22 protein-coding genes are annotated in these 22,920 nt (G+C 43.1%); 10 read left to right on the plus strand and 12 right to left on the minus strand.

The genetic code is table 11. The annotated features are described in order from the left end of the window. Positions 1–5: 5 nt before the first annotated feature. Genes LU279_RS04630 through LU279_RS04660 form a run of 7 tightly spaced genes read left to right on the plus strand, consistent with a single transcriptional unit; the run spans position 6 to position 7,185 of the window. Positions 6–1,955, plus strand: a complete 1,950-nt coding sequence (locus LU279_RS04630; protein WP_274421396.1) for a V-type ATP synthase subunit I — start codon at positions 6–8, stop codon at positions 1,953–1,955. A gap of 58 nt (positions 1,956–2,013) precedes the next feature. Next, complete coding sequence (locus tag LU279_RS04635) at positions 2,014–2,442, plus strand: ATP synthase subunit C (protein WP_022068823.1); 429 nt, start codon at positions 2,014–2,016, stop codon at positions 2,440–2,442. 12 nt (positions 2,443–2,454) lie between these two features. Then, a complete protein-coding gene (locus LU279_RS04640) occupies positions 2,455–2,763 on the plus strand; it encodes a V-type ATP synthase subunit F (protein WP_022068824.1) in 309 nt (102 codons plus the stop codon). Between the two features lie 12 nt (positions 2,764–2,775). Next, complete coding sequence (locus tag LU279_RS04645; RefSeq protein ID WP_147599512.1) at positions 2,776–3,363, plus strand: V-type ATP synthase subunit E; 588 nt, start codon at positions 2,776–2,778, stop codon at positions 3,361–3,363. Next, complete coding sequence (locus LU279_RS04650; protein ID WP_274421397.1) at positions 3,356–5,125, plus strand: V-type ATP synthase subunit A; 1,770 nt, start codon at positions 3,356–3,358, stop codon at positions 5,123–5,125. Before LU279_RS04645 ends, LU279_RS04650 begins: the two co-directional genes overlap by 8 nt. 15 nt (positions 5,126–5,140) lie before the next feature. Then, positions 5,141–6,523 (plus strand): V-type ATP synthase subunit B, encoded by a 1,383-nt coding sequence (locus LU279_RS04655; protein ID WP_022068827.1) that lies wholly within the window; start codon positions 5,141–5,143, stop codon positions 6,521–6,523. A gap of 17 nt (positions 6,524–6,540) precedes the next feature. Continuing rightward, positions 6,541–7,185 (plus strand): V-type ATP synthase subunit D, encoded by a 645-nt coding sequence (locus tag LU279_RS04660; protein WP_274421398.1) that lies wholly within the window; start codon positions 6,541–6,543, stop codon positions 7,183–7,185. Positions 7,186–7,682: 497 nt separating this feature from the next. Here LU279_RS04660 and LU279_RS04665 read toward each other — a convergent pair whose 3' ends face one another. From LU279_RS04665 to LU279_RS04675, 3 genes are all read right to left on the minus strand, one after another. Then, on the minus strand, positions 7,683–8,324 hold the full coding sequence (locus LU279_RS04665) for a C40 family peptidase (RefSeq protein WP_274421399.1): 642 nt from the start codon (positions 8,322–8,324) through the stop codon (positions 7,683–7,685). 281 nt (positions 8,325–8,605) lie between these two features. Further along, on the minus strand, positions 8,606–8,962 hold the full coding sequence (locus LU279_RS04670; RefSeq protein ID WP_274421400.1) for a helix-turn-helix domain-containing protein: 357 nt from the start codon (positions 8,960–8,962) through the stop codon (positions 8,606–8,608). A 156-nt stretch (positions 8,963–9,118) separates the two neighbouring features. Next, positions 9,119–9,826 carry a hypothetical protein gene (locus LU279_RS04675; RefSeq protein WP_274421401.1) on the minus strand — a complete coding sequence of 236 codons (708 nt, stop codon included), beginning with the start codon at positions 9,824–9,826 and terminating at the stop codon, positions 9,119–9,121. 261 nt (positions 9,827–10,087) lie between these two features. Here LU279_RS04675 and LU279_RS04680 point away from each other — a divergent pair, with 261 nt between their 5' ends. Continuing rightward, positions 10,088–10,732, plus strand: coding sequence for a YczE/YyaS/YitT family protein (locus LU279_RS04680; protein ID WP_274421402.1), 645 nt, complete (start codon positions 10,088–10,090; stop codon positions 10,730–10,732). A 182-nt stretch (positions 10,733–10,914) separates the two neighbouring features. Here the strand turns inward: LU279_RS04680 and trxB are convergent, their stop codons facing one another. Continuing rightward, complete coding sequence (gene trxB, locus LU279_RS04685) at positions 10,915–11,826, minus strand: thioredoxin-disulfide reductase (protein WP_274421403.1); 912 nt, start codon at positions 11,824–11,826, stop codon at positions 10,915–10,917. 124 nt (positions 11,827–11,950) lie between these two features. Between trxB and LU279_RS04690 the strand changes: the two genes are divergently transcribed. Continuing rightward, positions 11,951–13,717: a DUF885 domain-containing protein gene (locus LU279_RS04690; protein WP_274421404.1), complete on the plus strand. Its 1,767-nt coding sequence runs from the start codon at positions 11,951–11,953 to the stop codon at positions 13,715–13,717. Between the two features lie 30 nt (positions 13,718–13,747). On the opposite strand, the gene LU279_RS04695 is transcribed toward LU279_RS04690, so the two are convergent. Then, positions 13,748–14,191, minus strand: a complete 444-nt coding sequence (locus tag LU279_RS04695; RefSeq protein WP_274421405.1) for a MarR family winged helix-turn-helix transcriptional regulator — start codon at positions 14,189–14,191, stop codon at positions 13,748–13,750. A gap of 222 nt (positions 14,192–14,413) precedes the next feature. On the opposite strand from LU279_RS04695, the gene LU279_RS04700 reads away from it, so the two are divergent. Further along, positions 14,414–15,943 (plus strand): CapA family protein, encoded by a 1,530-nt coding sequence (locus tag LU279_RS04700; RefSeq protein WP_274421406.1) that lies wholly within the window; start codon positions 14,414–14,416, stop codon positions 15,941–15,943. Between the two features lie 78 nt (positions 15,944–16,021). Here LU279_RS04700 and LU279_RS04705 read toward each other — a convergent pair whose 3' ends face one another. The 7 genes from LU279_RS04705 to LU279_RS04735 all read right to left on the minus strand — a co-directional run bounded on the left by LU279_RS04705 (position 16,022) and on the right by LU279_RS04735 (position 22,557). After that, a complete protein-coding gene (locus LU279_RS04705; RefSeq protein WP_274421407.1) occupies positions 16,022–16,816 on the minus strand; it encodes a TatD family hydrolase in 795 nt (264 codons plus the stop codon). Then, entirely contained in the window at positions 16,813–17,259 is a 447-nt protein-coding gene (locus LU279_RS04710) for an MOSC domain-containing protein (protein ID WP_274421408.1), read from the minus strand. The genes LU279_RS04705 and LU279_RS04710 overlap by 4 nt, the downstream gene beginning before the upstream one ends. Positions 17,260–17,344: 85 nt before the next feature. Further along, positions 17,345–17,836, minus strand: coding sequence for a MogA/MoaB family molybdenum cofactor biosynthesis protein (locus LU279_RS04715; RefSeq protein WP_274421409.1), 492 nt, complete (start codon positions 17,834–17,836; stop codon positions 17,345–17,347). A gap of 2 nt (positions 17,837–17,838) precedes the next feature. Next, a complete protein-coding gene (gene moaA / locus LU279_RS04720; protein ID WP_274421410.1) occupies positions 17,839–18,819 on the minus strand; it encodes a GTP 3',8-cyclase MoaA in 981 nt (326 codons plus the stop codon). Further along, positions 18,816–19,301: a cyclic pyranopterin monophosphate synthase MoaC gene (gene moaC / locus LU279_RS04725; RefSeq protein ID WP_274421411.1), complete on the minus strand. Its 486-nt coding sequence runs from the start codon at positions 19,299–19,301 to the stop codon at positions 18,816–18,818. The genes moaA and moaC overlap by 4 nt, the downstream gene beginning before the upstream one ends. A 117-nt stretch (positions 19,302–19,418) precedes the next feature. Further along, positions 19,419–21,368, minus strand: a complete 1,950-nt coding sequence (gene metG / locus LU279_RS04730) for a methionine--tRNA ligase (RefSeq protein ID WP_274421412.1) — start codon at positions 21,366–21,368, stop codon at positions 19,419–19,421. Between the two features lie 205 nt (positions 21,369–21,573). Then, on the minus strand, positions 21,574–22,557 hold the full coding sequence (locus LU279_RS04735) for an Rpn family recombination-promoting nuclease/putative transposase (RefSeq protein ID WP_274421413.1): 984 nt from the start codon (positions 22,555–22,557) through the stop codon (positions 21,574–21,576). Positions 22,558–22,920 lie beyond the last annotated feature (363 nt).

The raw sequence follows: 22,920 nt of genomic DNA on the forward strand, positions 1-22,920 counted from the left end.
ACATCGTGATTGAAAAAATGAAATTTTTGAGCATCACAGGACCAAAGGCCGATATTGACAGAATGACAGAAACCTATCTTTCCAAATATGAGATTCATCTGGAAAATGCTCTTTCTGAGCTGACAGAGGTTGCCAATCTGTCACCGTTTCTGGAAATCAATCCTTATCGTGAAGCTCTTACTTCCATTAACAGTTTTTATGAACAACTGGAAGATCCGGAGAGCATCACTCCCAAAAAGATGGATACAGAAACCGCCGTCTCTGTGGTCCGAAAGCTCCAAAAAGAATCCGGTCATCTCGCTGATGTCCGTCAGCAGCTGAAGGCGGAACATGCTGAAATACTGGATTCACTGAAGATCATCCGTCCTTTCCAGACTCTTAATTATGATGTATCTGAAATTCTGAACTTCAGTTATATCCATTACCGGTTCGGTCGGATTGAAAAACAGTATTTCCAGAAATTCGAGAAATACATTTATGATACCCTGGATACTCTGTTTATCAAATGCAGCGATAATGAGCAGTATATTTACGGTGTTTATTTTGTACCAAAGCATCAGGCTCACAAGGTACACGCAGTTTATTCATCCATGCATTTTGAACAGATCTTTGTGCCTGACTGCTATACCGGTACTGCCAAAGAAGCATTTTCAAAACTGGAACAGCGTCACCAGGAGATCCACGCAGGCCTGGATGCCAACCAGAAAGCTTCCGACAGTTTCCTTAAAGATAACTGCCAGGATATTGTTTCTGCAAAAGCCGCCCTTGATGCCTGCTCTTCAAGTTTTGATATCCGTAAGCTTGCAGCCTGCACACGAACAAGGAACGAAGTAAATCCTTTCTATATCCTGTGCGGCTGGATGACGGAAAAGGACGCTCTGGCTTTCCAGGAGGACATCAGAGATGACGACAAAATCTTCTGCCTTATGGAAGATGAAGAATCACCGGCAAAAAAGACGCCGCCAACCAAGCTTCATAACCCGAAGCTGTTCCGGCCTTTTGAAATGTATGTAAAAATGTACGGTCTTCCCGCTTATAATGAGCTGGATCCCACATGGTTTGTGGCTATTACCTACTCTTTGATCTTCGGAGCAATGTTCGGAGATGTGGGACAGGGACTGATCCTTTTTCTTGGCGGTCTGTTCCTGTATAAGAAAAAACATATGGATCTTGCAGGCATCATCAGCTGCGCCGGAGTTTTTTCCACCTTTTTCGGATTTATGTACGGAAGTATCTTTGGATTTGAAGAAGTTCTCCACGCCATATGGCTGAAACCTATGAAAGCAATGATGGACGTTCCACTGGTGGGACGACTGAATGCAGTATTTGTCATCGCTATCGGATTCGGAATGCTTCTGATCCTGATCTGTATGGTATTTAATATCATCAATGCTGTCCGCAATCATGATACAGAACGTACATGGTTTGACAGCAATGCTGTTGCCGGACTTGTATTTTATGGTTCCATCGCTCTGTCCGCAGTGCTTCTTGTTTCCGGCAAAAAGCTTCCCGCAGCAGCTGTTCTGACAGTTATGTTTGGCGTACCGCTGGTTCTGATGTTCCTGAAGGAGCCTCTTACCAATCTGGTAGAGAAAAAGAAACAGATCCTTCCTGAACAGAAAGGAATGTTCTTTGTTCAGAGCTTCTTTGAACTTTTTGAGGTACTGTTAAGCTACTTGTCCAACACTCTTTCTTTCCTCCGTATCGGAGCCTTCGCCGTCAGTCACGCGGCAATGATGGAGGTTGTTCTGATGCTGGCAGGAGCTACAGAAGGCGGCAGCCCCAACTGGATCGTTATTGTTCTGGGCAACATTTTTGTATGCGCCATGGAGGGTCTGATCGTTGGTATCCAGGTTCTTCGTCTGGAATATTACGAGATTTTCAGCCGCTTCTATGCAGGAAACGGACGCGAATTCCTTCCTTTTAAGAAAAAAGGACAGAAAACAAATGCTTAATAAAAACAGCCGGGATTTTTCCCGTAAAAAATAATTTTATTTTCAGGAGGATATTACCATGACAATGATCATTCAAATCGTAACAGCAATCGCACTGATTCTCAGCATCATCTTACCTGTGAGCTACTTTTTCCTTGGTGAGAAAAACAAAAAACGCTATAAACGCACACTTGCAGCAAACTGCTTTATGTTCTTTGGCGTAATCCTTGTTGCCTCTGTGGTAATGTTTGCAGGCACATCAAGCGTACAGGCTGCATCAGGCAACAGCGGTCTGGCTACAGGTCTTGGCTATATTGCAGCTGCCCTTGTTACAGGTATTTCCGGTCTTGGTTCCGGTATTGCAGTTGCCAGCTCCGCAAGCGCTGCGCTTGGAGCCCTCAGCGAAGACGGTTCTCTTTTTGGTAAATCTATTATCTTCGTAGCTATGGCCGAAGGTATCGCCCTTTACGGACTGATCATTTCCTTTATGATCCTTGGTAAACTTTAAGAGGCATATTTTATGAAAATGTATTTAATCAGCGACAACATCGACACCTACACAGGCATGCGCCTGGCAGGTGTCGAGGGCGTGGTTGTCCATGAACGTGATGAGCTCCGGGAAGCCCTGGAGCGCACTATTGCAGACAAGGAAATCGGGATCATTCTCCTTACGGAAAAATTTGGACGGGAATTCCCGGAGATCATTGATGAAGTCCGGCTTCACCACAAAACTCCCCTGATCATTGAAATTCCTGACAGGCACGGAACAGGACGTAAACCGGATTTTATCACTTCATATGTCAACGAAGCAATCGGACTGAAATTATAGGCAGGTGAAAACATGACAATAGATGAAAAGTTGCAGCATTTTTATGAGGTCTCTGTCGAGGAAGCAAAGGAGGATGCCGCAAAGGCGATCCAGGAACACAGAGAATCTCTTTCTCAGATGCTGGAAGATCATAAAGCAGCCCGCAGACAAAGCGCTGAGGCTGAGGTAAAGGCCGAAGCCGAGCATGTCCGCAGGGAGATCAACAAGGCTCTGGCCGCAGAGCAGATCACTCTCAAGCGCGGCTGGTCCAGAAAACAGGAAGAGCTGAAAGAAACTCTTTTTGTAGAAGTAAAACAGAAAGCACAGGCTTTTATGGAAACTCCTGAATATATGGATTATCTGTGTAAACAGATTCAGGAAGTGAAATCCTTTGCCGGCGAGGATGAAATTCAGATTTCTTTATCTTCCGGTGACAGCAGTAAGCTCGAGGCTCTTTCACAGAAAACAGGAGCGGAGCTTACTGTTTCTTCAGATGATTTTATCGGCGGTATCCGCGCTGCTATTCCCCAGAAAAATATCATGATCGACAACTCTTTTCTGGAAGGACTGGAGTCCATGCGAAAGGAATTCAAATTTGACGGAGGGCTGAAGAATGAGTAAAACAGGTATTATCTACGGTGTCAACGGCCCGGTTATTTATCTGAAGGGCGATCCCGGATTTAAAATCTCCGAGATGGTCTATGTAGGAAAGGACAATCTGGTAGGAGAAGTCATTGGCCTGAAAAAGGGAATGACCACCGTTCAGGTTTTTGAGGAGACCACAGGGCTTCGCCCCGGTGAAACCGTTACAGGAACAGGCGACGCCATCTCTGTTCTTCTGGGGCCTGGAATCATCCACAATATTTTTGACGGAATCCAGCGTCCTCTGGAGGAAATTGCAAAATCCTCCGGAAAATATATTTCCAGAGGTGTCAGTGTAGATTCTTTGGATACACAGAAAAAATGGAACACTCATATTACAGTTAAGGAGGGGGATGTTGTGGGTCCCGGTACGATCATTGCCGAGACACAGGAAACAGCCTCCATTCTTCATAAATCCATGGTTCCCCCTTCTATCCAGGACGGAACTGTCATCAAAGCAGCTCCGGACGGCGACTATAACATTCTGGAGCCTATTGTAACCATTGAACTGCCGGACGGGACTACAAAGGATCTGACGCTTGCACAGAAATGGCCTATCCGTATTCCAAGACCTACACAGCTGCGTTTCCCGGCAAGTGTTCCTCTTGTTACCGGCCAGCGTATCCTTGACACTCTTTTCCCGATCGCCAAGGGAGGCACTGCTGCTGTTCCGGGCGGATTCGGTACAGGAAAGACCATGACGCAGCATCAGATCGCCAAATGGTCTGACGCTGATATCATTATCTATATCGGCTGTGGAGAGCGTGGAAACGAAATGACTCAGGTTCTGGAAGATTTCAGCAAGCTGATCGACCCTAAATCCGGCAACCTGATGATGGACAGAACAACTCTGATCGCCAATACCTCCAACATGCCTGTTGCTGCCCGTGAAGCTTCTATTTACACAGGTGTCACTCTGGCAGAATATTACAGAGATATGGGATATGACGTTGCCATCATGGCGGATTCTACTTCCCGTTGGGCAGAGGCTCTTCGTGAACTGTCCGGACGTCTGGAGGAAATGCCTGCAGAGGAAGGTTTCCCTGCATATCTTGCCTCTAAGCTTTCTGCCTTTTATGAAAGAGCCGGTATGATGCAGAACTTAAACGGAACCGAAGGATCTGTTTCTATTATCGGAGCGGTTTCTCCTCAGGGCGGTGACTTCTCAGAGCCTGTTACCCAGAATACCAAACGTTTTGTCCGCTGCTTCTGGGGACTTGATAAATCTCTGGCCTATGCCCGTCACTTCCCGGCAATCCACTGGCTTACCAGTTACAGCGAGTATCTGGAGGATCTCTCCCCCTGGTATCGCACCCATGTGTCCCCGAAATTTGTTACAGACCGAAATCAGATCATGGCGATCCTTAACCAGGAAAGCTCTCTGATGGAGATCGTAAAACTGATCGGAAGCGATGTTCTTCCTGATGATCAGAAACTGACTCTTGAAATTGCGAGAGTGATCCGTCTGGGCTTTCTTCAGCAGAATGCCTTCCATGACGAGGATACCTGTGTTCCAATGGAAAAACAGTTCCAGATGATGGAGATCATCCTTTATCTGTACGAAAAATCCCGCGCCCTTGTAAATCGTGGTATGCCGGTTTCCGTATTGAAAGAGGACAATATTTTTGAACGGATCATTTCTATTAAATATGACGTTCCAAATAACGAACTTGAGAAATTTGACCAGTACAAAAAAGATATTGATGAATTCTATGAAAACGTATTAAAGAAAAACGGATGACAGGAGGAAAAGTTTATGGCAATCGAATATCTGGGATTAAGCGAGATAAACGGCCCTCTGGTTGTTCTGGAAGGGGTTAAAAACGCATCCTATGAAGAAATCGTAGAGTTTCATATGGACGACGGAACACAGAAAATCGGCCGTATTGTAGAAATTTATGAGGACAAGGCCGTTATCCAGGTCTTTGAGGGAACAGAAAGCATGTCCCTGACAAATACTCATACAAGACTGACCGGACATCCAATGGAAATCGGACTTTCTCCGGAAATCCTCGGACGTACCTTTAACGGTATCGGTCAGCCTATTGACGGACTGGGCGATATCGCCCCGGAAGTAAAGCTGAATATCAACGGACTTCCTCTGAATCCAGTATCCAGAGAGTACCCGCGAAACTATATCAACACTGGTATTTCTGCTATCGACGGTCTGACAACACTGATCCGCGGACAGAAACTCCCGATTTTCTCCGGAAACGGTCTTCCCCATGACAAACTTGCTGCGCAGATCGTACAGCAGGCTTCTCTGGGAAGCGACTCCGATGAAAACTTTGCCATTGTATTTGCAGCAATGGGCGTAAAATATGACGTAGCTGAATTTTTCCGCCGTACCTTTGAGGAAAGCGGCGCTTCCGACCATGTTGTCATGTTCCTGAATCTGGCAAACGATCCTGTAGTAGAGCGTCTTCTGACACCAAAAATCGCTCTTACAGCAGCCGAATACCTTGCCTTTGAAAAAGGAATGCACATTCTGGTTATCCTTACTGACATTACCTCTTTCTGTGAGGCAATGCGAGAGGTTTCTTCATCTAAAGGCGAGATTCCGTCCCGTAAAGGATACCCAGGTTATCTGTACAGCGAACTTGCAACACTTTATGAACGTGCAGGAATCGTTCAGGGCGGCACCGGATCTGTAACACAGATTCCGATCCTTACCATGCCCAATGATGATATTACTCATCCTATTCCTGACCTTACCGGATATATCACAGAGGGACAGATCGTTCTGGACCGCCAGCTTCACGGACAGGCAATTTACCCGCCTATCAATGTGTTACCGTCTCTTTCCCGACTGATGAAGGACGGTATCGGAGAGGGCTTCACACGTGCAGACCATCAGGATGTAGCCAACCAGCTTTTCTCCTGTTATGCAAAGGTAGGAGATGCCAGAGCTCTGGCATCCGTTATCGGTGAGGACGAGCTTTCTCCTCTTGATAAACGCTATCTTGTGTTCGGTAAAGCTTTTGAAGCAGAATTTGTAGGACAGACAGAAACCGAAAACCGCAGCATTACCGAAACTCTGGATAAAGGCTGGGAACTTCTGGGACTGCTTCCAAAAGAAGAGCTGGATCGTATTGATACTAAGATTCTGAACAAATATTACAGAGAAACCGTCAGATAAGAAAGGGAGGTGGTTTCTTGGATCCAAATACCTTTCCCACCAAGGGAAATCTGATACTTGCCAAAAATTCCCTTGCTCTTTCCCGTCAGGGATTTGAGCTGATGGACAAAAAAAGAAACATTCTGATCCGTGAAATGATGGATCTTATTGATCAGGCGAAAGATATACAGACACAGATCGACGATACTTTCCGGACCGCATATGCGGCTCTCCAGAAAGCAAATATGGAAATCGGTATTGCTTTTGTTCAGCAGATTTCCTATACCGTTCCTGTAGAAAACTCCATCCGAATCAAAACCCGAAGCGTTATGGGAACAGAAATCCCGCTGGTAGAGTATGATGCTCAGAGTACAAATACACCGACTTATGCCTACTACAGTACAAAAATGTCTCTGGATCAGGCAAAGGCAGAGTTTGAAAAGGTAAAAGAGCTGTCCATTCGACTCTCTATGATCGAGAATGCAGCCATTCGTCTGGCAGCCAACATCAAAAAAACTCAAAAACGTGCCAATGCTCTGAAAAATATCACGATCCCAAAATACGAGACACTTACCAGGGATATCCAGAATGCTCTGGAAGAAAAAGAGCGAGAAGAATTTACACGACTGAAAGTTATCAAACGAATGAAACAGAATGCTGCCTCAGCAGATTCCTGTGGATAACATTCTTTTTTAAACTTTATCCACAATGCAGAAAAAATCCCGAAAGAGAATTTCCTTTCTCTTCCGGGATTTTTTGTTATTTTCATATGACAAACACTATAAGATGTATATCCTCACAGCTCACATACTATATGATGTAAGTTTGTTTATACTCACAAACTCTTTTTGATATTGTCAGATAATTATTCTTTAAAACACCAAAATCACTCTTTTACACAAAATATTTACATGTATTTTCACATTGAAAAAGTCAATAGAAATCTGTTGTTTTTTGTCGTTTTTTGTATTTTTATCATTATTAACCAAAACATCTGTTTCTTGTCTTTTTATGTAAATCAGGTATTCCACATGTTATTCATGTGGATAATGTGGATAACTTTGTGCATAACTTGATTTTACAGGGTTTTCCACGTTTTCTCACAGTGGATAACTTTTGTACAAAAATCCATACAATCCACATTTTTCGACAGGCTTTGTGCAATTTGCCAAAACCTCGATTATTTCAGATAAGTTCCGACACCAGACGGTGTTTCAAAATCATAATCAGAGACTTTTATCCCTGATGCTGAGGTGCTGGCATGAATGATTTTTTCATCTCCGATATACAAGCCTACATGATAAATATTACTTCCATAAAAAACAAGGTCCCCTACCTCGATATCACTGATTTCTTTTTTCTGTGAGGATTCATACTGAGCCGCAGCCACTCTTGGCAATTCATACCCAAACTCTTTAAACACAGACATCATAAACCCTGAACAATCTGCGCCATTGGTAAGGCTTGTTCCGCCATATACATAGGGATTTCCCTCAAACTGCATGGCAAAGTCCACAATCTCCTGACGGTGCGCCACCCGCTCCTCTTCAGCCTTTCGCGCTTTTTCTTCTGCTGCTTTTTTTGCAGCTGCTCTGTCAGCCTCTTCCTTCAGTTTCTGGTATTCCTGGGCCTTTTCTTCAGCCTGAGCTACAATATCGTTTGCAATTTCACTGATATCACCTGTCTGATCATCTGCGCCGCCATCGGTAAACATTCCATCAAGCGCTTCCTCTCCGCTGGTAAAGTCTGCCGCCTGCACACCAACTGCCATTGTGATACTCATACAAACACTTAACATCACTGCTGCAATCTTTTTTATCATGGAAATCTCCTTTTTTATTCATCCTTGTTTTCAGCAGAAATGTCCCGATATCCGTCCCAAAACCAGAAACAGGCATCTCTGCGCTGCATACAGTTGCGTATGTTATCACAGAAATGCCTGTTTTGTCAAATTTTATTACGGAATGATTACAATTTTATTCTTATTTTTAATAAAAAGGAGTCTTTCATATAGGAACCACATAGAAAGGGACAGCCTCTTTTCTCATAAGACTGTCCCCTATTCCATCCTGATCACTTTCGAAATCCCATAGATTCTGAACATTACTTTTCCTCCAGATATTTATCCATAACTGACTGGAAGGCATAAAGAAACTCTCGTTCATTGGAGCTTAAAGATCTCTGCATTTCTATGATAAATGTTTTCTTATCTTTATCATTCAGCGGAATACAATCGCTGAGAAGTTCATTTGGCGTCGTGTCCAAAATTTCACACAGCTGTATCAGAGTCTGAAGCGTACATGTCTTACGCCCATTTTCTATATTACTGTAATGTCCGTTTGAAACTCCCAGCTTTTCTGCAACATACTCTTGCTTTAAATCTCTTTTATTTCGTATTTCTTTGATTTTCTGACCTATGAGATAATTATACTGTTTACTTTCCTGTCTGTTATACTCCATACAATGTCTCCTTTTTATACCATTGTACGGAGTATAAGAAACAAATTTAAGTTTCTATAAGAAATATTTGTTGTCTATAAGAAACCTCATGTCTTCTTCTATTCATTCAATATGGAACTGTATAATACAGCCCCTCTTCTCCTTTACCTCTATCTCCTAGTAATCTTCCTCTGAATTTACATCCTCATCTACATAATCTTTTCTGGAATCATCTGCCTCTCCACTATCCTGGGGCTCCTCATAATCAGAGGAATCATCGTAATCCTGAGAATTTTGCTGCATTTGCTGCTCATATTCATACAAAAAACTTGGAGAAAAATATTCTATTCCATCACTATGTATATAAGTTGCAATATTCACTCCATCTTTCACATAATAATCCACATCTACATTCAGGCTCGTCCTGAGACTACTGACACCAACCACCTCATTCGCCTCAATATCCACTTCTGCATTGCTGATATCAAAAGTCATTTCGTAAAAATTGCCGTCTGCCCCTGTCTCTATCGTCATTGATGTGTCATCATTAGTCATTACATTTCCACTGACATACTGCGTTTCATATTCTTCCTCTGCTTCGTTTCCTGATGAAGAATTACCCGAATTATTTCCTGTCTGTGAGGAACTGCTGCTTCCGGACTGTGAACCGGAGCTGTTTTGAGAACCTGTATTGGAAGGTTTCGGTGTAGAGGTTGCCTTAGGCGTTGGCGTGGCAGTTGCTTTTGGAGCTGCAGTTGCTGTGGCTGCCGGACTTGGTGCAGTTGTAGGAGCTGGTGTGGATTCTTCTGTCAGTCCACATCCTGAAAAACACATCATTGTCATTCCCAGTGCCAAAAATACTGCTGTGATTTTTTTATAATTCATCTTCTTTTCCCCCTGTTATGCGAAATTATTATTTACGTTTATTATATCTCTTTCTTTTTCCGTTCTGTAAAACCTGTTATAATCACGGTACTTATTGTAATAATTTCCATTCTGCTTACACGGCATTTTAAACAAGCTTCCATGGACAACGTGTACAATCATATAAATGTCTTTCGTTCTCACCTTTCCGGAAATTCATCTTTTATATTTAAACTTCCTGTGCTAAAATATTTATAAAATAATACAAAGGAACTATCTGATATGACACCAATTCAAAAAGTAAAACAGATCATTCTTCTTATTTTTGGTCTGTCTGTGGCCCATCTGGGCGTAACCTTTTTTATTCAGGCAAACCTGGGTACAGACCCTTTTAATGTTCTGGTGCAGGGAATTTTCCGAAGCGTTCCATGGCCGGATGCGCTTCACTGGACCCACGGACGCACCCATATGATGATCTGCTTCCTGATCATACTTACGCTGCTTTTTATTGACAAAAGCTATGTGCGGATCGGAACCATTATCTGTATGTTTTTGGGCGGTCCCATTATTGATTTGTTCACAGCAGTACTTGGAAATTATATCAACAGCTCCCTCTCTTTGACCGTACGCATTTTTGTCCTTGTGGCAGGATGCATTATTCTTGCTCTGGGTATGACTATTGTTATCAAATCCGAAGCAGGAACAGGTCCTAATGACCTGGTAGCAATTGTGATCAGCGACAAAACTCACAAAGTGTTTGGCATTGTCCGAATTCTGACTGACTGCTTTTTTGTTGCAGCTGGTTTCCTCCTTGGCGGAACCTTCGGACTGGGGACGATTATCTGCGCCTTTCTTGTAGGACCGGTTGCTCAGATCTTTATGCCCTATTCTGAGCGTTTTTGCAAAAAAATACTTGAAAATCACTAAGCACAGACCGTCAAACAAAGAATAGCATTTCTCTTTTGGCTTCTCAGATTTCTCTGAGAACCCTGTATAAAAAACGACCACACATCATGTGCGGTCGTTTTTCAGTGCTTTACTTCACATATTTAGTCTGCCTGACAGAGCGTATGACACTCATTCCTGTATCCGGCATATTGTTTCTGTTATTATAAAAAACGTTCTGCTGAGATTACAGCATTTGCTCCGTCTGCCACGGCAGTCACTACCTGCCGGAGCTGCTTGGTACGGATATCTCCTGCGGCAAAAATTCCCAGAACACTGGCAGCGCAATCTTCTCCGGCAGCAATATAGCCCCCTTCATCCAGTTTCACTAGCCCCCGGACCAGTTCCGTATTCGGAATAATTCCAACAGCAACAAAAACTCCCTCCAGAGAAATCTGCTGCTCTTCACCCGTCTTTTTATTCTGAACCTTCAAGGCAGTCACTTTGTTTTCTCCCTCAATGGCAAGAGGTATGGTATCCCAGATTACTTCCACATTTTCACAGGCAAACAGTTTTTCCTGAAGAATTTTGTCTGCCCGAAGCGTATCTCTTCTGTGGATCACATAAACCTTTTTACAGGTTCGGGCAAGAAGGATCGCATCTTCCACAGCTACGTTTCCCCCTCCGATCACAGCAACTGTCTGATCCCGGAAAAAAGCCCCGTCACAGGTAGCGCAATAAGAAACTCCCATTCCCCCAAGCTCCTGTTCTCCCGGAATATCCAGAGTTCTGTGAGCGGCTCCCATTGCAAGAATCAGAGTTTTTGCCCTGTATTCATTCTTGCGGGTACGGATAATCTTAATTCCCTCTTCCACCTCTATGGATACTACATTTTCTCTTACCGGAGCCAGTCCGAATTTTTCCGCATGGGAAGCCATTGCCTCGCCCAGATCCAGTCCGTTGATCCCGGGCATTCCCGGATAATTATCCACTTCATAGGTGTCTACGATCTGACCGCCCTGAGCAAACTTTTTTTCCAGCCACAATGTATGAAGCTGAGCCCTTGCCGCATAAATAGCTGCGCTGATTCCGGCCGGACCTGCTCCCAATATGGCTAAATCATATATTTCCGACATGATATCTTCCTCCGTTTCCCAGTATTTATTCTGATTTTATTTACTTTAATCTTTTTTTCAGTGTAGCATACATTTATATTTTTTCCAATAAGATAGTAAAAACACTCTTGCCAGGAGTATTTCTATGCCTGCATTTCTGCGCAGATACAAAAAAGCTTTTTTTATCATTGCCTCGTTATTCTTTATTCTTCTCTCCGGTGTGGGGATCGGTTATTTTTCCAACCATGTCTGGTCTGAAAACGGAAAATTTGAAGCCTTCTGCAGGGAACTGTTTGAAAAGGAAGTTTCCGAAAATATGCTGACTCTTCACTACTCTCTTGCCCATCCGGAAAAAGAAGGAATTTCCCGCCCTGCTCCTGTTCTCGGCAATATCAGCACTGATATGTCTGATACATACAAAACCTGTGAAAAATATCTGGAAAAATTAAAGTCTTTTTCAACCCATAAACTTTCCCGTGAAAATCAGATCACTCTTGATATGCTTCTTCTGTATTTTCACACACAGTGTTCCCTCAAAGGACACGAGCTTCTGGAAGAAATACTTTCCCCCAGCCTGGGAACTCAGGCCCAGCTCCCTGTTCTTCTTGCAGAATACGCATTTTATGAGGATCAGGATATTACAGATTACCTGAATCTTCTTTCTTCTGTCAAGCCATATTTTCAGAGTATCCTGGAGTTTGAAAAACAAAAATCACAGGCCGGATTTTTTATGAGCGATACCACTCTGGACAGGATTCTCATGCAGTGCAAAGCGTTTATAAAAGATCCTGATTCCAACTATATGCTGGAGGTTTTTGCCCGGAAACTGGAAGATTACGGAAAGTTTTCTCCACAAGATCAGGAAAAGCTTTTGACTGCTCACGAAAAAATCCTGAAATCTCAGGTTCTTCCCGCCTATCAGCTTCTCATTCAGGAACTGGAATCACTTCGCGGAACAGGAGTGTCCAGCCGTGGACTTGCCCATTTTCCAGGTGGAAAAGAATATTATGAATATCTTCTGAAAAGTCAGGTGGGATCCTATGCATCTGTTGCCGACATAGAAAAAAGACTTTTGTCACAGCTTTCCACAGATTTTAAAGCAATGCAGCTTCTGCTTCACAAAAACCCTGCTCTCATTGAGAATCTGCGGCAAAATCCGGTAATTTTTTCGTCTGACCCGGAGCAGATCCTTCAAAAACTCAGCCAGTGTATCACTGAAGATTTCCCGAAACCGCCGTCTGCTCCTTATGAGATTCTTTACGTACATGAATCCATGGAAGATTATCTGAGTCCTGCCTTTTATCTGACACCGCCTTTAGATACCGGAGTCCCTAATGTAATTTATATTAACCGTTCAGGCCGTCACTCCGGACCGGAACTGGTTTCTACTCTTGCTCACGAAGGCTTTCCGGGGCATCTCTATCAGACAATCTCTTTTGCCTCCTGCCAGCCGGAAGATATCCGTTATCTGATCTCATGCGGCGGTTATGTAGAGGGATGGGCAACCTACGTGGAATCCTGCCTTCCCTCCTATGCAGAGAATTTAATAAAGGACAGTGATGCGGAAAATCTTTCCTCTCTGTACTGGCTAAACAGAAGTGTGAATCTCTGCATTTATTCGCTTCTGGATATCGGTATTCATGAACATGGATGGAATCAAAACCAGACAGCCCGGTTCCTCCGTGTTTTTGGTATCCAAAAAACAGATGTTATACAGGAAATCTATCAGTATATCGTGGAAACTCCTGCCAACTACCTGAAATATTACTGGGGATATCTGAATTTTCTTGATCTGAGAGAAATGCAGAAAAAAGAACTTGGAGAAAATTTTGATTTAAAACTTTTTCACAGAAAGATCCTGGAAATCGGCCCTGTTCCGTTTCCGGTTCTGTATAAATATATGGCACAGTAATTATGGGGGTTCAACGCCCCCATATACTTTTTATTCATCTCTGTAATTTCTGAAAAAATCCTGCAGATGGCTCAGAGCTTTTGTCAGAGCTTCTGTTTCCTGCCTGTCAAGTCCCTTCAGAACTGACATTACCATCCGTTCGTGGAACATACGATGATGATGATATGCCTTTTTACCCTTTTCCGAAAGGGAAACAAGAACAACCCGCCTGTCTTCTTCACTTCTGCCCCGATTGATATAGCCTTTTTTTACCAGATGATTTACAGCTATTGTCAAAGTTCCTACCGTAACGGAAAGATCCTTCGCTATTGCGGACATGCTCCTTGGATTCCGGATTCCCACAGCCTCTATTACATGCATATCATTTACAGAAATATCCTTATATTCTGAGGTAATCAGAGCTCTCTCCTCAATGTCCATAATTTCATTAAACAAGTTCACCAGAACGTCATTTACCGTTTCAACAGAATTCATAGCTGCCTCCTTTCCCTGTTCTTTCTTTATTATACCCCAAACCCGTTCCCGTACAAAGCTTTTTTTGCAACTGTTCACAGGTTATATCCTGAAACATACCGATTAAAATGTCATCACCAAAGGGGACACTTTCTCTGTAATTGCAGCTGCACTTGTCAAAAGTACGCTTTTTTTGCTATAATAAAAAAGAAAATATACGAAATAAATATGAAGGAATCTGTCATGAAAAAAAATAAAAATATACCGCTTAATCTCAGAGAAAAAAGCAATTCCCGGATTGCATTTTTCTGCTCTGTGGCAGTTCTGGTCATTCTGGTCATACTTTTTCGCCAGCTTGACTATAATCTGATACAGAAGCCTGCAGATACTGCCAAAAAAGAAGCTGCCATAAAAAAAGCCGAAGCAGAAAAAAAGGCCAATACTCCTGAAATATCTACTGCCACCGTTATTGCAGTAGGAGACAATCTTTACCATGGAAGTCTGATAGAATCCGGTCAGTATGAGTCCGGATCATGGAATTATGAGCATATTTACGAGAACGTTAAAGATGAGATCCAGGCCGCCGATATTGCTATGGTCGATCAGGAAACCGTGTTTACCACAGACCACAGCGCAGTCAGCTCCTACCCCTCCTTTGCCACACCTACAGAAGTAGGAGATGCTCTGATGGCAGCCGGCTTTGACGTCATTGAATCAGCCACCAATCACATTGACGACTATGGCCCTGATTACATAGAACAGACTCTGGATTTCTGGAAAACCAATTATCCTGAAACTCCTATACTTGGCATCCATCCCAGCCAGGAAGATGCAGATACTGTAAAAACAGTGGAAGTAAACGGGATCAAAATTGCTTTTCTTGACTACACCTACGGAACCAACAATGGTGATTATGTAGACGGAAAAGATTATATGATCGATATTTTTGAAAAAAGTAAAGTTGCTTCTATGATCCAGAAAGCAAAGGAAAACAGTGACTGCCTTATCTTTGTTGCCCACTGGGGAAAAGAAGATGAAACCATGCCTACGGAATACCAGAAACAGTGGGCTGCATTTCTGATGGAACAGGGCGTTGATGTTGTAATTGGCGGTCATCCTCATGTGCTTCAGCCATATGGACGCATGTCTGACGATAATGGAAATGAAATGCTGATTTTTTATTCTCTTGGCAACTTTGTTTCCACCCAGCAGGAACTTCCGGAGCTTCTGGAAGGAATGGCCGGTTTTACCATCCAAAAATCTGTGCTTAAAGGAAAAACAACTGTAGAAATTCTGGATGCCACAGTAAAACCTATGGTTATGCATTATAATAAAGATGAGGGCGTATTCGGTCCGTATATGCTGGAAGACTACACCGAAGATCTGGCATCTCAGCACGGTGTACGGGACATTATCGGCGATGAATTCACACTGGATAATCTCCGTAAAAAATTTAATGAAATCATGTCCATGAATGTGGAACCTTCCACCAGGACCAATCTCCTTGACGTTTCTTTTGACTACGAGCTGAACATGACAGACTCTAAAGGAAATTATGTGGAGGATACCTGGTCTGTCAGCTCCGACCAATATTATGAACAGCTTGGAAATCCTGATAATACCTCTTCTGGAGATACTGACGAGGATTCCGGCGACAATTCAGACGGGGATTCCGATACCTATGATAATGGTTCCGGTGATTACTCTGAAGGAACTGAAGATGATGGCTATGATGACGGTTCCGGTGATTATAACTCCGACTATGAAGGATAAGAAGCTTAGACGCATAAAAAAACTGCTACGGATTTTGTTTTTCAAAACAATTTCCACAGCAGTTTTTTATATATTATTCTATTTTGTTCGATGGAAAAGAAGCTTCTCTGCATTCTGACCTGTAATGCGTATTACTTCCTCCGCTGAGATACCTTTCAGCTCTCCAATAGCCTGAGCCACATAAGGCAGGTTCAGAGAACTGTTTCTTTTTCCCCGATTCGGTTCAGGGCTTAAATACGGACTGTCTGTTTCCAGAACAAGCTGTTCAATAGGAGCATATTCTACAACTTCTTTTAACTTTTTGCCATTCTTAAAGGTCACTACACCTCCGATTCCAAGGTATAATCCCATATTCAGGTACTGTTCTGCCATTTCTTTCCCATAAGAAAAACAGTGGATGATTCCGCCGTACATGCCTTCATCCATATATTCTTTCACAATGTCAAGAGTGTCTTTTGCAGCATCTCTGCTGTGGATCATAAACGGAAGCTTCTCTTCTCTGGCAATGTCCATCTGAGCGCGGAACATTTTTTTCTGGATTTTATGCTCTGCCTCTTCTTTATGCCAGTAATAATCCAGTCCGATCTCACCAATGGCAAGGATCTTTTCTCTGCGGGAAAGCTCCCGGATTTCATTTAATGTCTGCTCGGTCATTTTATCCGCATCATCCGGATGCACCCCGACTGCGCCGTAAACAAAAGGATATTCTTCTGTAAGCGCAACTGTGCGCCCAAACTCTCCTATAGAAGCGCAAACATTTACCACGGTACCGATCCCATTCTCTTCAAAAGAACTTAAAAGCGCGTTTCTGTCCTCTGCAAAAGCCTCATCATCATAATGTGCATGCGTCTCAAAAATACTGTATGTTTTCATTCATCCTGTTCCTTTTCACAACACAGAAACTCGTCTCCCGGGCGGATCACACCGCCATGAATCACTTTTGTAAATACGCCCTCTCTTGGCATAATGCAGTCTCCCATAGCCTGAAAAATTGCACAACCATGATGGCATTTTTTGCCGATCTGAGTCATTTCCAAAATTACGTCATTACAGCGGAATCTTGTACCTACGGGCATGGAAGCAAAGTCAAATCCCTCTACAATGATATTTTCTCCAAAGGCTCCGTCTGGCACCTCTGCGCCTCTTGCCCGGAAAGCCTCGATCTTATCATAGGAAAGAAGGCTTACCTGCCTGTGCCACTTTCCGGCATGGGCATCCCCTTTGATTCCCCAGTCCTCAATAAACTCCGCTTCCTGTACACTGTGTTTCTGTGTGCCTTTCTCCTCACTGATACAAATTGCTATAACTTTTCCCATTATTCATTACCTTCTTTATTATAATCATTTCCCCTGTAAAACCACTTCAAATCTTTCAGGTCCCCGGGTTCTGCCCGGAAATATTTTACTTCCGGGCGCAGTCAGATGCTTCTCCCGTAAGGATTTCAATCCCATGCTCCAGCGAATCAATAATATATTCCAGGCTTTCCCGTACTGCTTTAGGACTTCCGGGAAGATTGATGACAAGTGTTTTTTTACGGATTCCTGCTGTGGCCCGGCTGAGCATTGCCCTCTTTGTAATAGTCATACTGTAAGCCCGCATAGCCTCCGGAATTCCCGGAACCCTCCGCTCAATAATATCCTCGGTTGCTTCCGGCATAATATCTCTCTCCGAAAATCCTGTGCCGCCTGTAGTAAGGATCAGCTCCGCCAGTCCCTGATCCGCGATTTCTTTCATTTTATTACTCAGCATTTCTCTGTCATCAGGAAGAATATCCATAGCCACCACCTGGTAGCCTTCTCTTTCCAGAATTTCACGGATTGCCGGTCCGCTTAAATCTTCCCGCTCGCCCCGATAACCGGAATCACTTGATGTTATGATTGCTGCCCGCTTCATGTTTACCCTCCTATCTGAGACATACAGAGTTTTTCTGTATCGTCTGCCTTTGCCTTTTCCAGAAACTGATGTCCGTCCGGCTTCTGATCCAGCGCCTCCAGGATCGCTTCCTGCAATTCCTCATCTGTACAGCCGTTTCTTATGATCTCTCTTAAATCCTTTCCTGCCGAATACTGCAGACAGGTTTTCAGATATCCCTGAGAGGTCAGACGGATGCGATTGCATTCTTTACAGAACTTATGACTGACTGCACTGATAAAGCCCAATTTTCCTGCAAAGCCCTCTACCTCATAATATCTGGACGGCCCGTTTCCAAGAGGCTCCCCCCGATAAACTGTAAGAGGTCCAAAACGATTTTCCAAAAGCTCTGTCAGTTCCTTTTCTGACATACCCTTAAATGCCATACCGCATCCAATTGGCATCATTTCAATAAAACGCACATGAACCGGATATTTCCGGGCAAGCTCTGCAATCTCGCAGAGATCCTGTCCCTCTATTCCCAGAGGAACACAGTTGATCTTCACGGAAATACCCGGATATCGCAGAGCCTCCTGAATCCCCTCCAGAGCCTCATTTAAAAGATCTCTTCTTGTGATCTTCTGAAAACAGTTTCTGTTCAGAGTATCCAGACTGATGTTCACTGCATCCAGCCCCGCTTCTGCCAGCTCCTTCATCTGAGCCTTCAAAAGAGTACCATTGGTAGTCAGCGTTACTTTTTTGATACCCGGTATCTCCCTGATCTTACATACCAGCTCCGGCATCCTGGCATGAACCAGAGGTTCTCCTCCGGTAAGCTTGATCCTGGTAATCCCAAGCTTTGCCATGACCCGGCTGATCCTTATGATTTCTTCCTCCTGGAGAATCTGGCTCCGCTCCACCAGCTTGACACCGTTTTCCGGCATACAGTAAATACAGCGGAGATTACAGCGGTCTGTCACCGAAATCCGAAGATAATCTATCGTTCTTCCACAACGGTCTATCATTTGTCCTCAAAGCGGAAATCTCCGCTTTTTCCTCCTGTTTTTTCTACAAGGTGGATCCCTGACATTACCATATGTTTATCAATAGCCTTACACATATCATAAATTGTCAGAAGCGCTGTCTGTACTCCTGTCAGAGCCTCCATCTCCACTCCGGTTCTGCCCTCTGTTTTTACCGTACAGTAAGCGTGGATCCAACTGTTTTCCTGATCCAGTTCAAAATCAACTGCACACTTCTGAATGGGAAGCGGATGACACATGGGAATCAGAGAAGAGGTCTGCTTTACACCCATAATCCCCGCCACTCTGGCTACACCGAGAACATCGCCTTTTTTTACATTACCGCCTGTAACTGCCGCCATGATTTCTGCTCCTACAGAAATATAGCCTGTAGCCACAGCTGTCCGAAACGTGGGTTCCTTACCGGAAACGTCCACCATTACCGCATTACCTTTATGATCAAAATGGCTGAATTCTTTCCCCATAGATACATCCTCCTTATACTTCCTCTAGTATAGAAAATTTAAAGAGGTACGTCAAGCAGAGCAATATAGAAAACGGACTCCGAAGAGTCCGCAATCCATTACATCATAATATTTTTATCAGCAGATTTCTGCTCCTGCCGGCATGTTTTTCTCCGGTGTCATAAGCGCAAGATTTCCTTCTGCATCCTCTGCGCAGAGAATCATTCCCTCGCTCATAACTCCCGCAAGCTTCGCAGGCTTCAGGTTGGTAACTACCATAACTTTTTTGCCTACCATTTCCTCAGGTGTATAATGAGCTTTGATTCCAGATACAATCTGGCGTACCTGGCTTCCGATCTTCACCTGAGAGCAAAGAAGCTTTTTGGATTTTTTTACTGCCTCGCAGGCAATGATCTCTCCAACCTGGAACTGCAGTTTCTCAAAGTCTTCAAAAGTAATCTCTGCTTTTGGCTCAATATCAATTCCCGGTTCCTCTTCCTTCTCTTCCTGTACCGGAGGATGAAGCTTTTCAACCTTTTCCATTACCTCTTTAAGATCAAGACGGGCAAACAGAATTTCCGGTTTTTCTACAACCTTATTGCCGGACGGATACTGTCCAAAGGTATCCAGAGATTCAAAGCTGCGTTTTTCAGCATTGAGCTGAGTCAGAATACGTTCTGTAGTCTCCGGCATAAATGCTTCCAGAAGAGCTGCTCCTATGGTAATTCCCTCTACAAGATTGTAAAGAACAGTAGCAAGACGATCCTGCTTGTCCTCTTCCTTTGCAAGAGCCCACGGCATTGTTTCATCAATGTATTTGTTCAGGCGCTTAAAGAGACTGAATACTTCTGTCATGGCATCTGCCACACGAAGCTTCTCCATCCTGGCCGCAACCTTACCCGGCGCTGCCAGTACAAAAGCTTTCATATCGTCATCAACAGGTTCTGTTACATTTTTGTTTTCCACTACGCCGCCAAAATATTTATTGGACATAGAAATAGTACGATTTACAAGATTTCCCAGAGTATTGGCAAGCTCGGAGTTGAGACGCTCCACCATCAGTTCCCAGGTGATCACACCGTCATTCTCAAACGGCATCTCATGAAGCACAAAATAACGAACTGCATCTACGCCAAAGAAATCAACAAGCTCATCTGCATAAAGCACATTTCCCTTGGATTTACTCATTTTGCCATCACCCTGTAACAGCCACGGATGTCCAAATACCTGCTTGGGAAGCGGAAGATCCAGTGACATCAGGAAGATCGGCCAGTAAATTGTATGGAAACGGATAATATCCTTACCGATCAGATGAAGGTCTGCCGGCCACAGCTTGCCAAACTGCTCTGTGCTGTCGCCGTCACAGTCATATCCGATTCCTGTGATATAGTTTGTAAGAGCGTCAAGCCATACATAAACAACATGCTTCGGATCAAAATCTACCGGAATTCCCCATTTAAAAGAAGTTCTGGAAACACAGAGATCCTGAAGTCCCGGAAGAAGGAAGTTGTTCATCATCTCGTTTTTACGGGACTCCGGCTGGATAAACTCCGGATGTGTCTTGATATGCTCGATAAGACGGTCTGCATATTTGCTCATTTTAAAGAAATATGCCTCTTCTTTAGCCGGAATACAAGGACGTCCGCAGTCAGGACATTTACCGTCTACAAGCTGGCTTTCTGTAAAGAAAGACTCGCAGGGAGTACAGTACATTCCCTCATAATGACCCTTGTAAATGTCGCCCTTTGCATACATTTTTTTGAAGATTTTCTGAACCTGCTTCTCATGGTCTTCATCTGTTGTACGGATGAATTTGTCATAGGAAGTGTTCATCAGATCCCAGATATTTTTGATCTCACCGGATACATTATCAACAAATTCTTTCGGTGTAATGCCTGCTTCTGCTGCTTTCAGTTCAATTTTCTGACCATGCTCATCTGTTCCTGTCTGGAAAAAAACATCATAGCCTTCCAGTCTTTTATAGCGGGCAATGGCATCCGCCAGAACAGCCTCGTAGGTATTTCCGATATGAGGTTTACCGGAAGTATAAGCAATGGCTGTTGTAATATAATACTTCTGTTTTTCCATTATAAAAAATCCTCCTGGGGTATTTTGTAAATGATAAACTGCCGTTTCTGCCAGGCAGATATACCAATGCCTGACATGTACGAATTGCTCTTTAAATACTAGCATATTTAACTAGATTTAGCAAATTACATTTTCATGATTTCAGCAGAAAGTATCCCACAAATACACGGTCTGCAAAAGATAAACCAAAATTTATCCGAACCATTTACTGTGGTCTGCCTTCTGACCTTTCAATATCCATGATCTCCTCTACGGTTGCCTCTGTTATTTCTGCAATCTCCTCATAAGAATACTGGTTTTTTGCCAGCATTTTCAGGATGATCTTTCTAATACCATCCTGGCGTCCCTCCTGACGCCCTTCCTCACGCCCTTCTTCTTTAAGATCCTCAAGAGCCTTACACATATCAATTTTTTCCTCCTCTTCTCTGATCTTAAAATCACTTCCTGTCAGTATCTTTATAACCTGCCCCGCCTTCCTGTCCACAGACCAAAAATGAGGATCTGCAGTTACAATATCACGAAGCCTGTTTTTATCTTTTGAATATTTAATAAATAAAAGCACTTCCCGGAGACTGGTATGAAACTGATCCAGGCTTATATCCGGAATACTATATGGAGAAATCAGATTGATCCTGTAATCCGGAATATAGGATAAAAGTTCCGGATTTTTAGTCTCCATCATATCATGCAGACCCATTGGAGCATCCCATTCCTCTGGTCCAAAATGAATTACAAGGGTGATTACCGGAAAAAGTTTATCATCCTTATAAAATCCTGAAAGAAATTCTCCCGAACTGGCTTTTCGTTCCGGCTTCCCCCATGCGTTCAGATGCTGTCTGTGTCTCCTGCCTGTCATATCTACCTGGGATGCATATTGAAGAGAATCATAAATCATGGTCTTTACCGGCATTGCATAATGAATCTCTGACTGATTCTCTACTCCCAAAAGAAGATATGTGGTACTTTCGTCCTGCATGGCTGTCAGACATTTAAAATTATCCCTGAATTTCTGTACAGGATAATTTTTGCCGTCTGCCAGATAAGGTATAGAAATCTCTGTAGTATCCACAGAATGCAGATTCTCCGGAAGAATCACCTGTTTTCCATGATATACAAAAAAATTAAATGCATCTGCAAAAATACAGGGATCATTCATGTAATCTTTTGTGATCGTGTCCTTTTTGCCCATATTTATCACCACCTGTTAAGATTTTATTACTGCATTCATAATATTCCTCAAAGTTTTATGAATGTTTATCTTAAGTAAGCGGCTCCATAAAAAGCACTGATTTCATGGTAGCATAATGTTCTATACAAAACAATTAAATAACCATAAATTTTCTCCGTCCAGGCTTACGAATATTGCAGTATATAGTGGCGCCATTGGTTTCTACATATGATCTTGAAATATAAAATGGCTCAGAATTTTGGAATTTCCATATATAAAACTTCATAAGAAACATCTGTATCCTTATTAAAAATTCCATCGCATAAAATGAAAAATTAGCATAAAAACAGGTTTTATAAGGTCTGAGAAGTATTTTTTATTCTT

Origin of the sequence: Blautia sp. XA-2221, assembly GCF_028767025.1 — a bacterium.
Classification (GTDB): Bacteria; Bacillota; Clostridia; order Lachnospirales; family Lachnospiraceae; genus Blautia_A.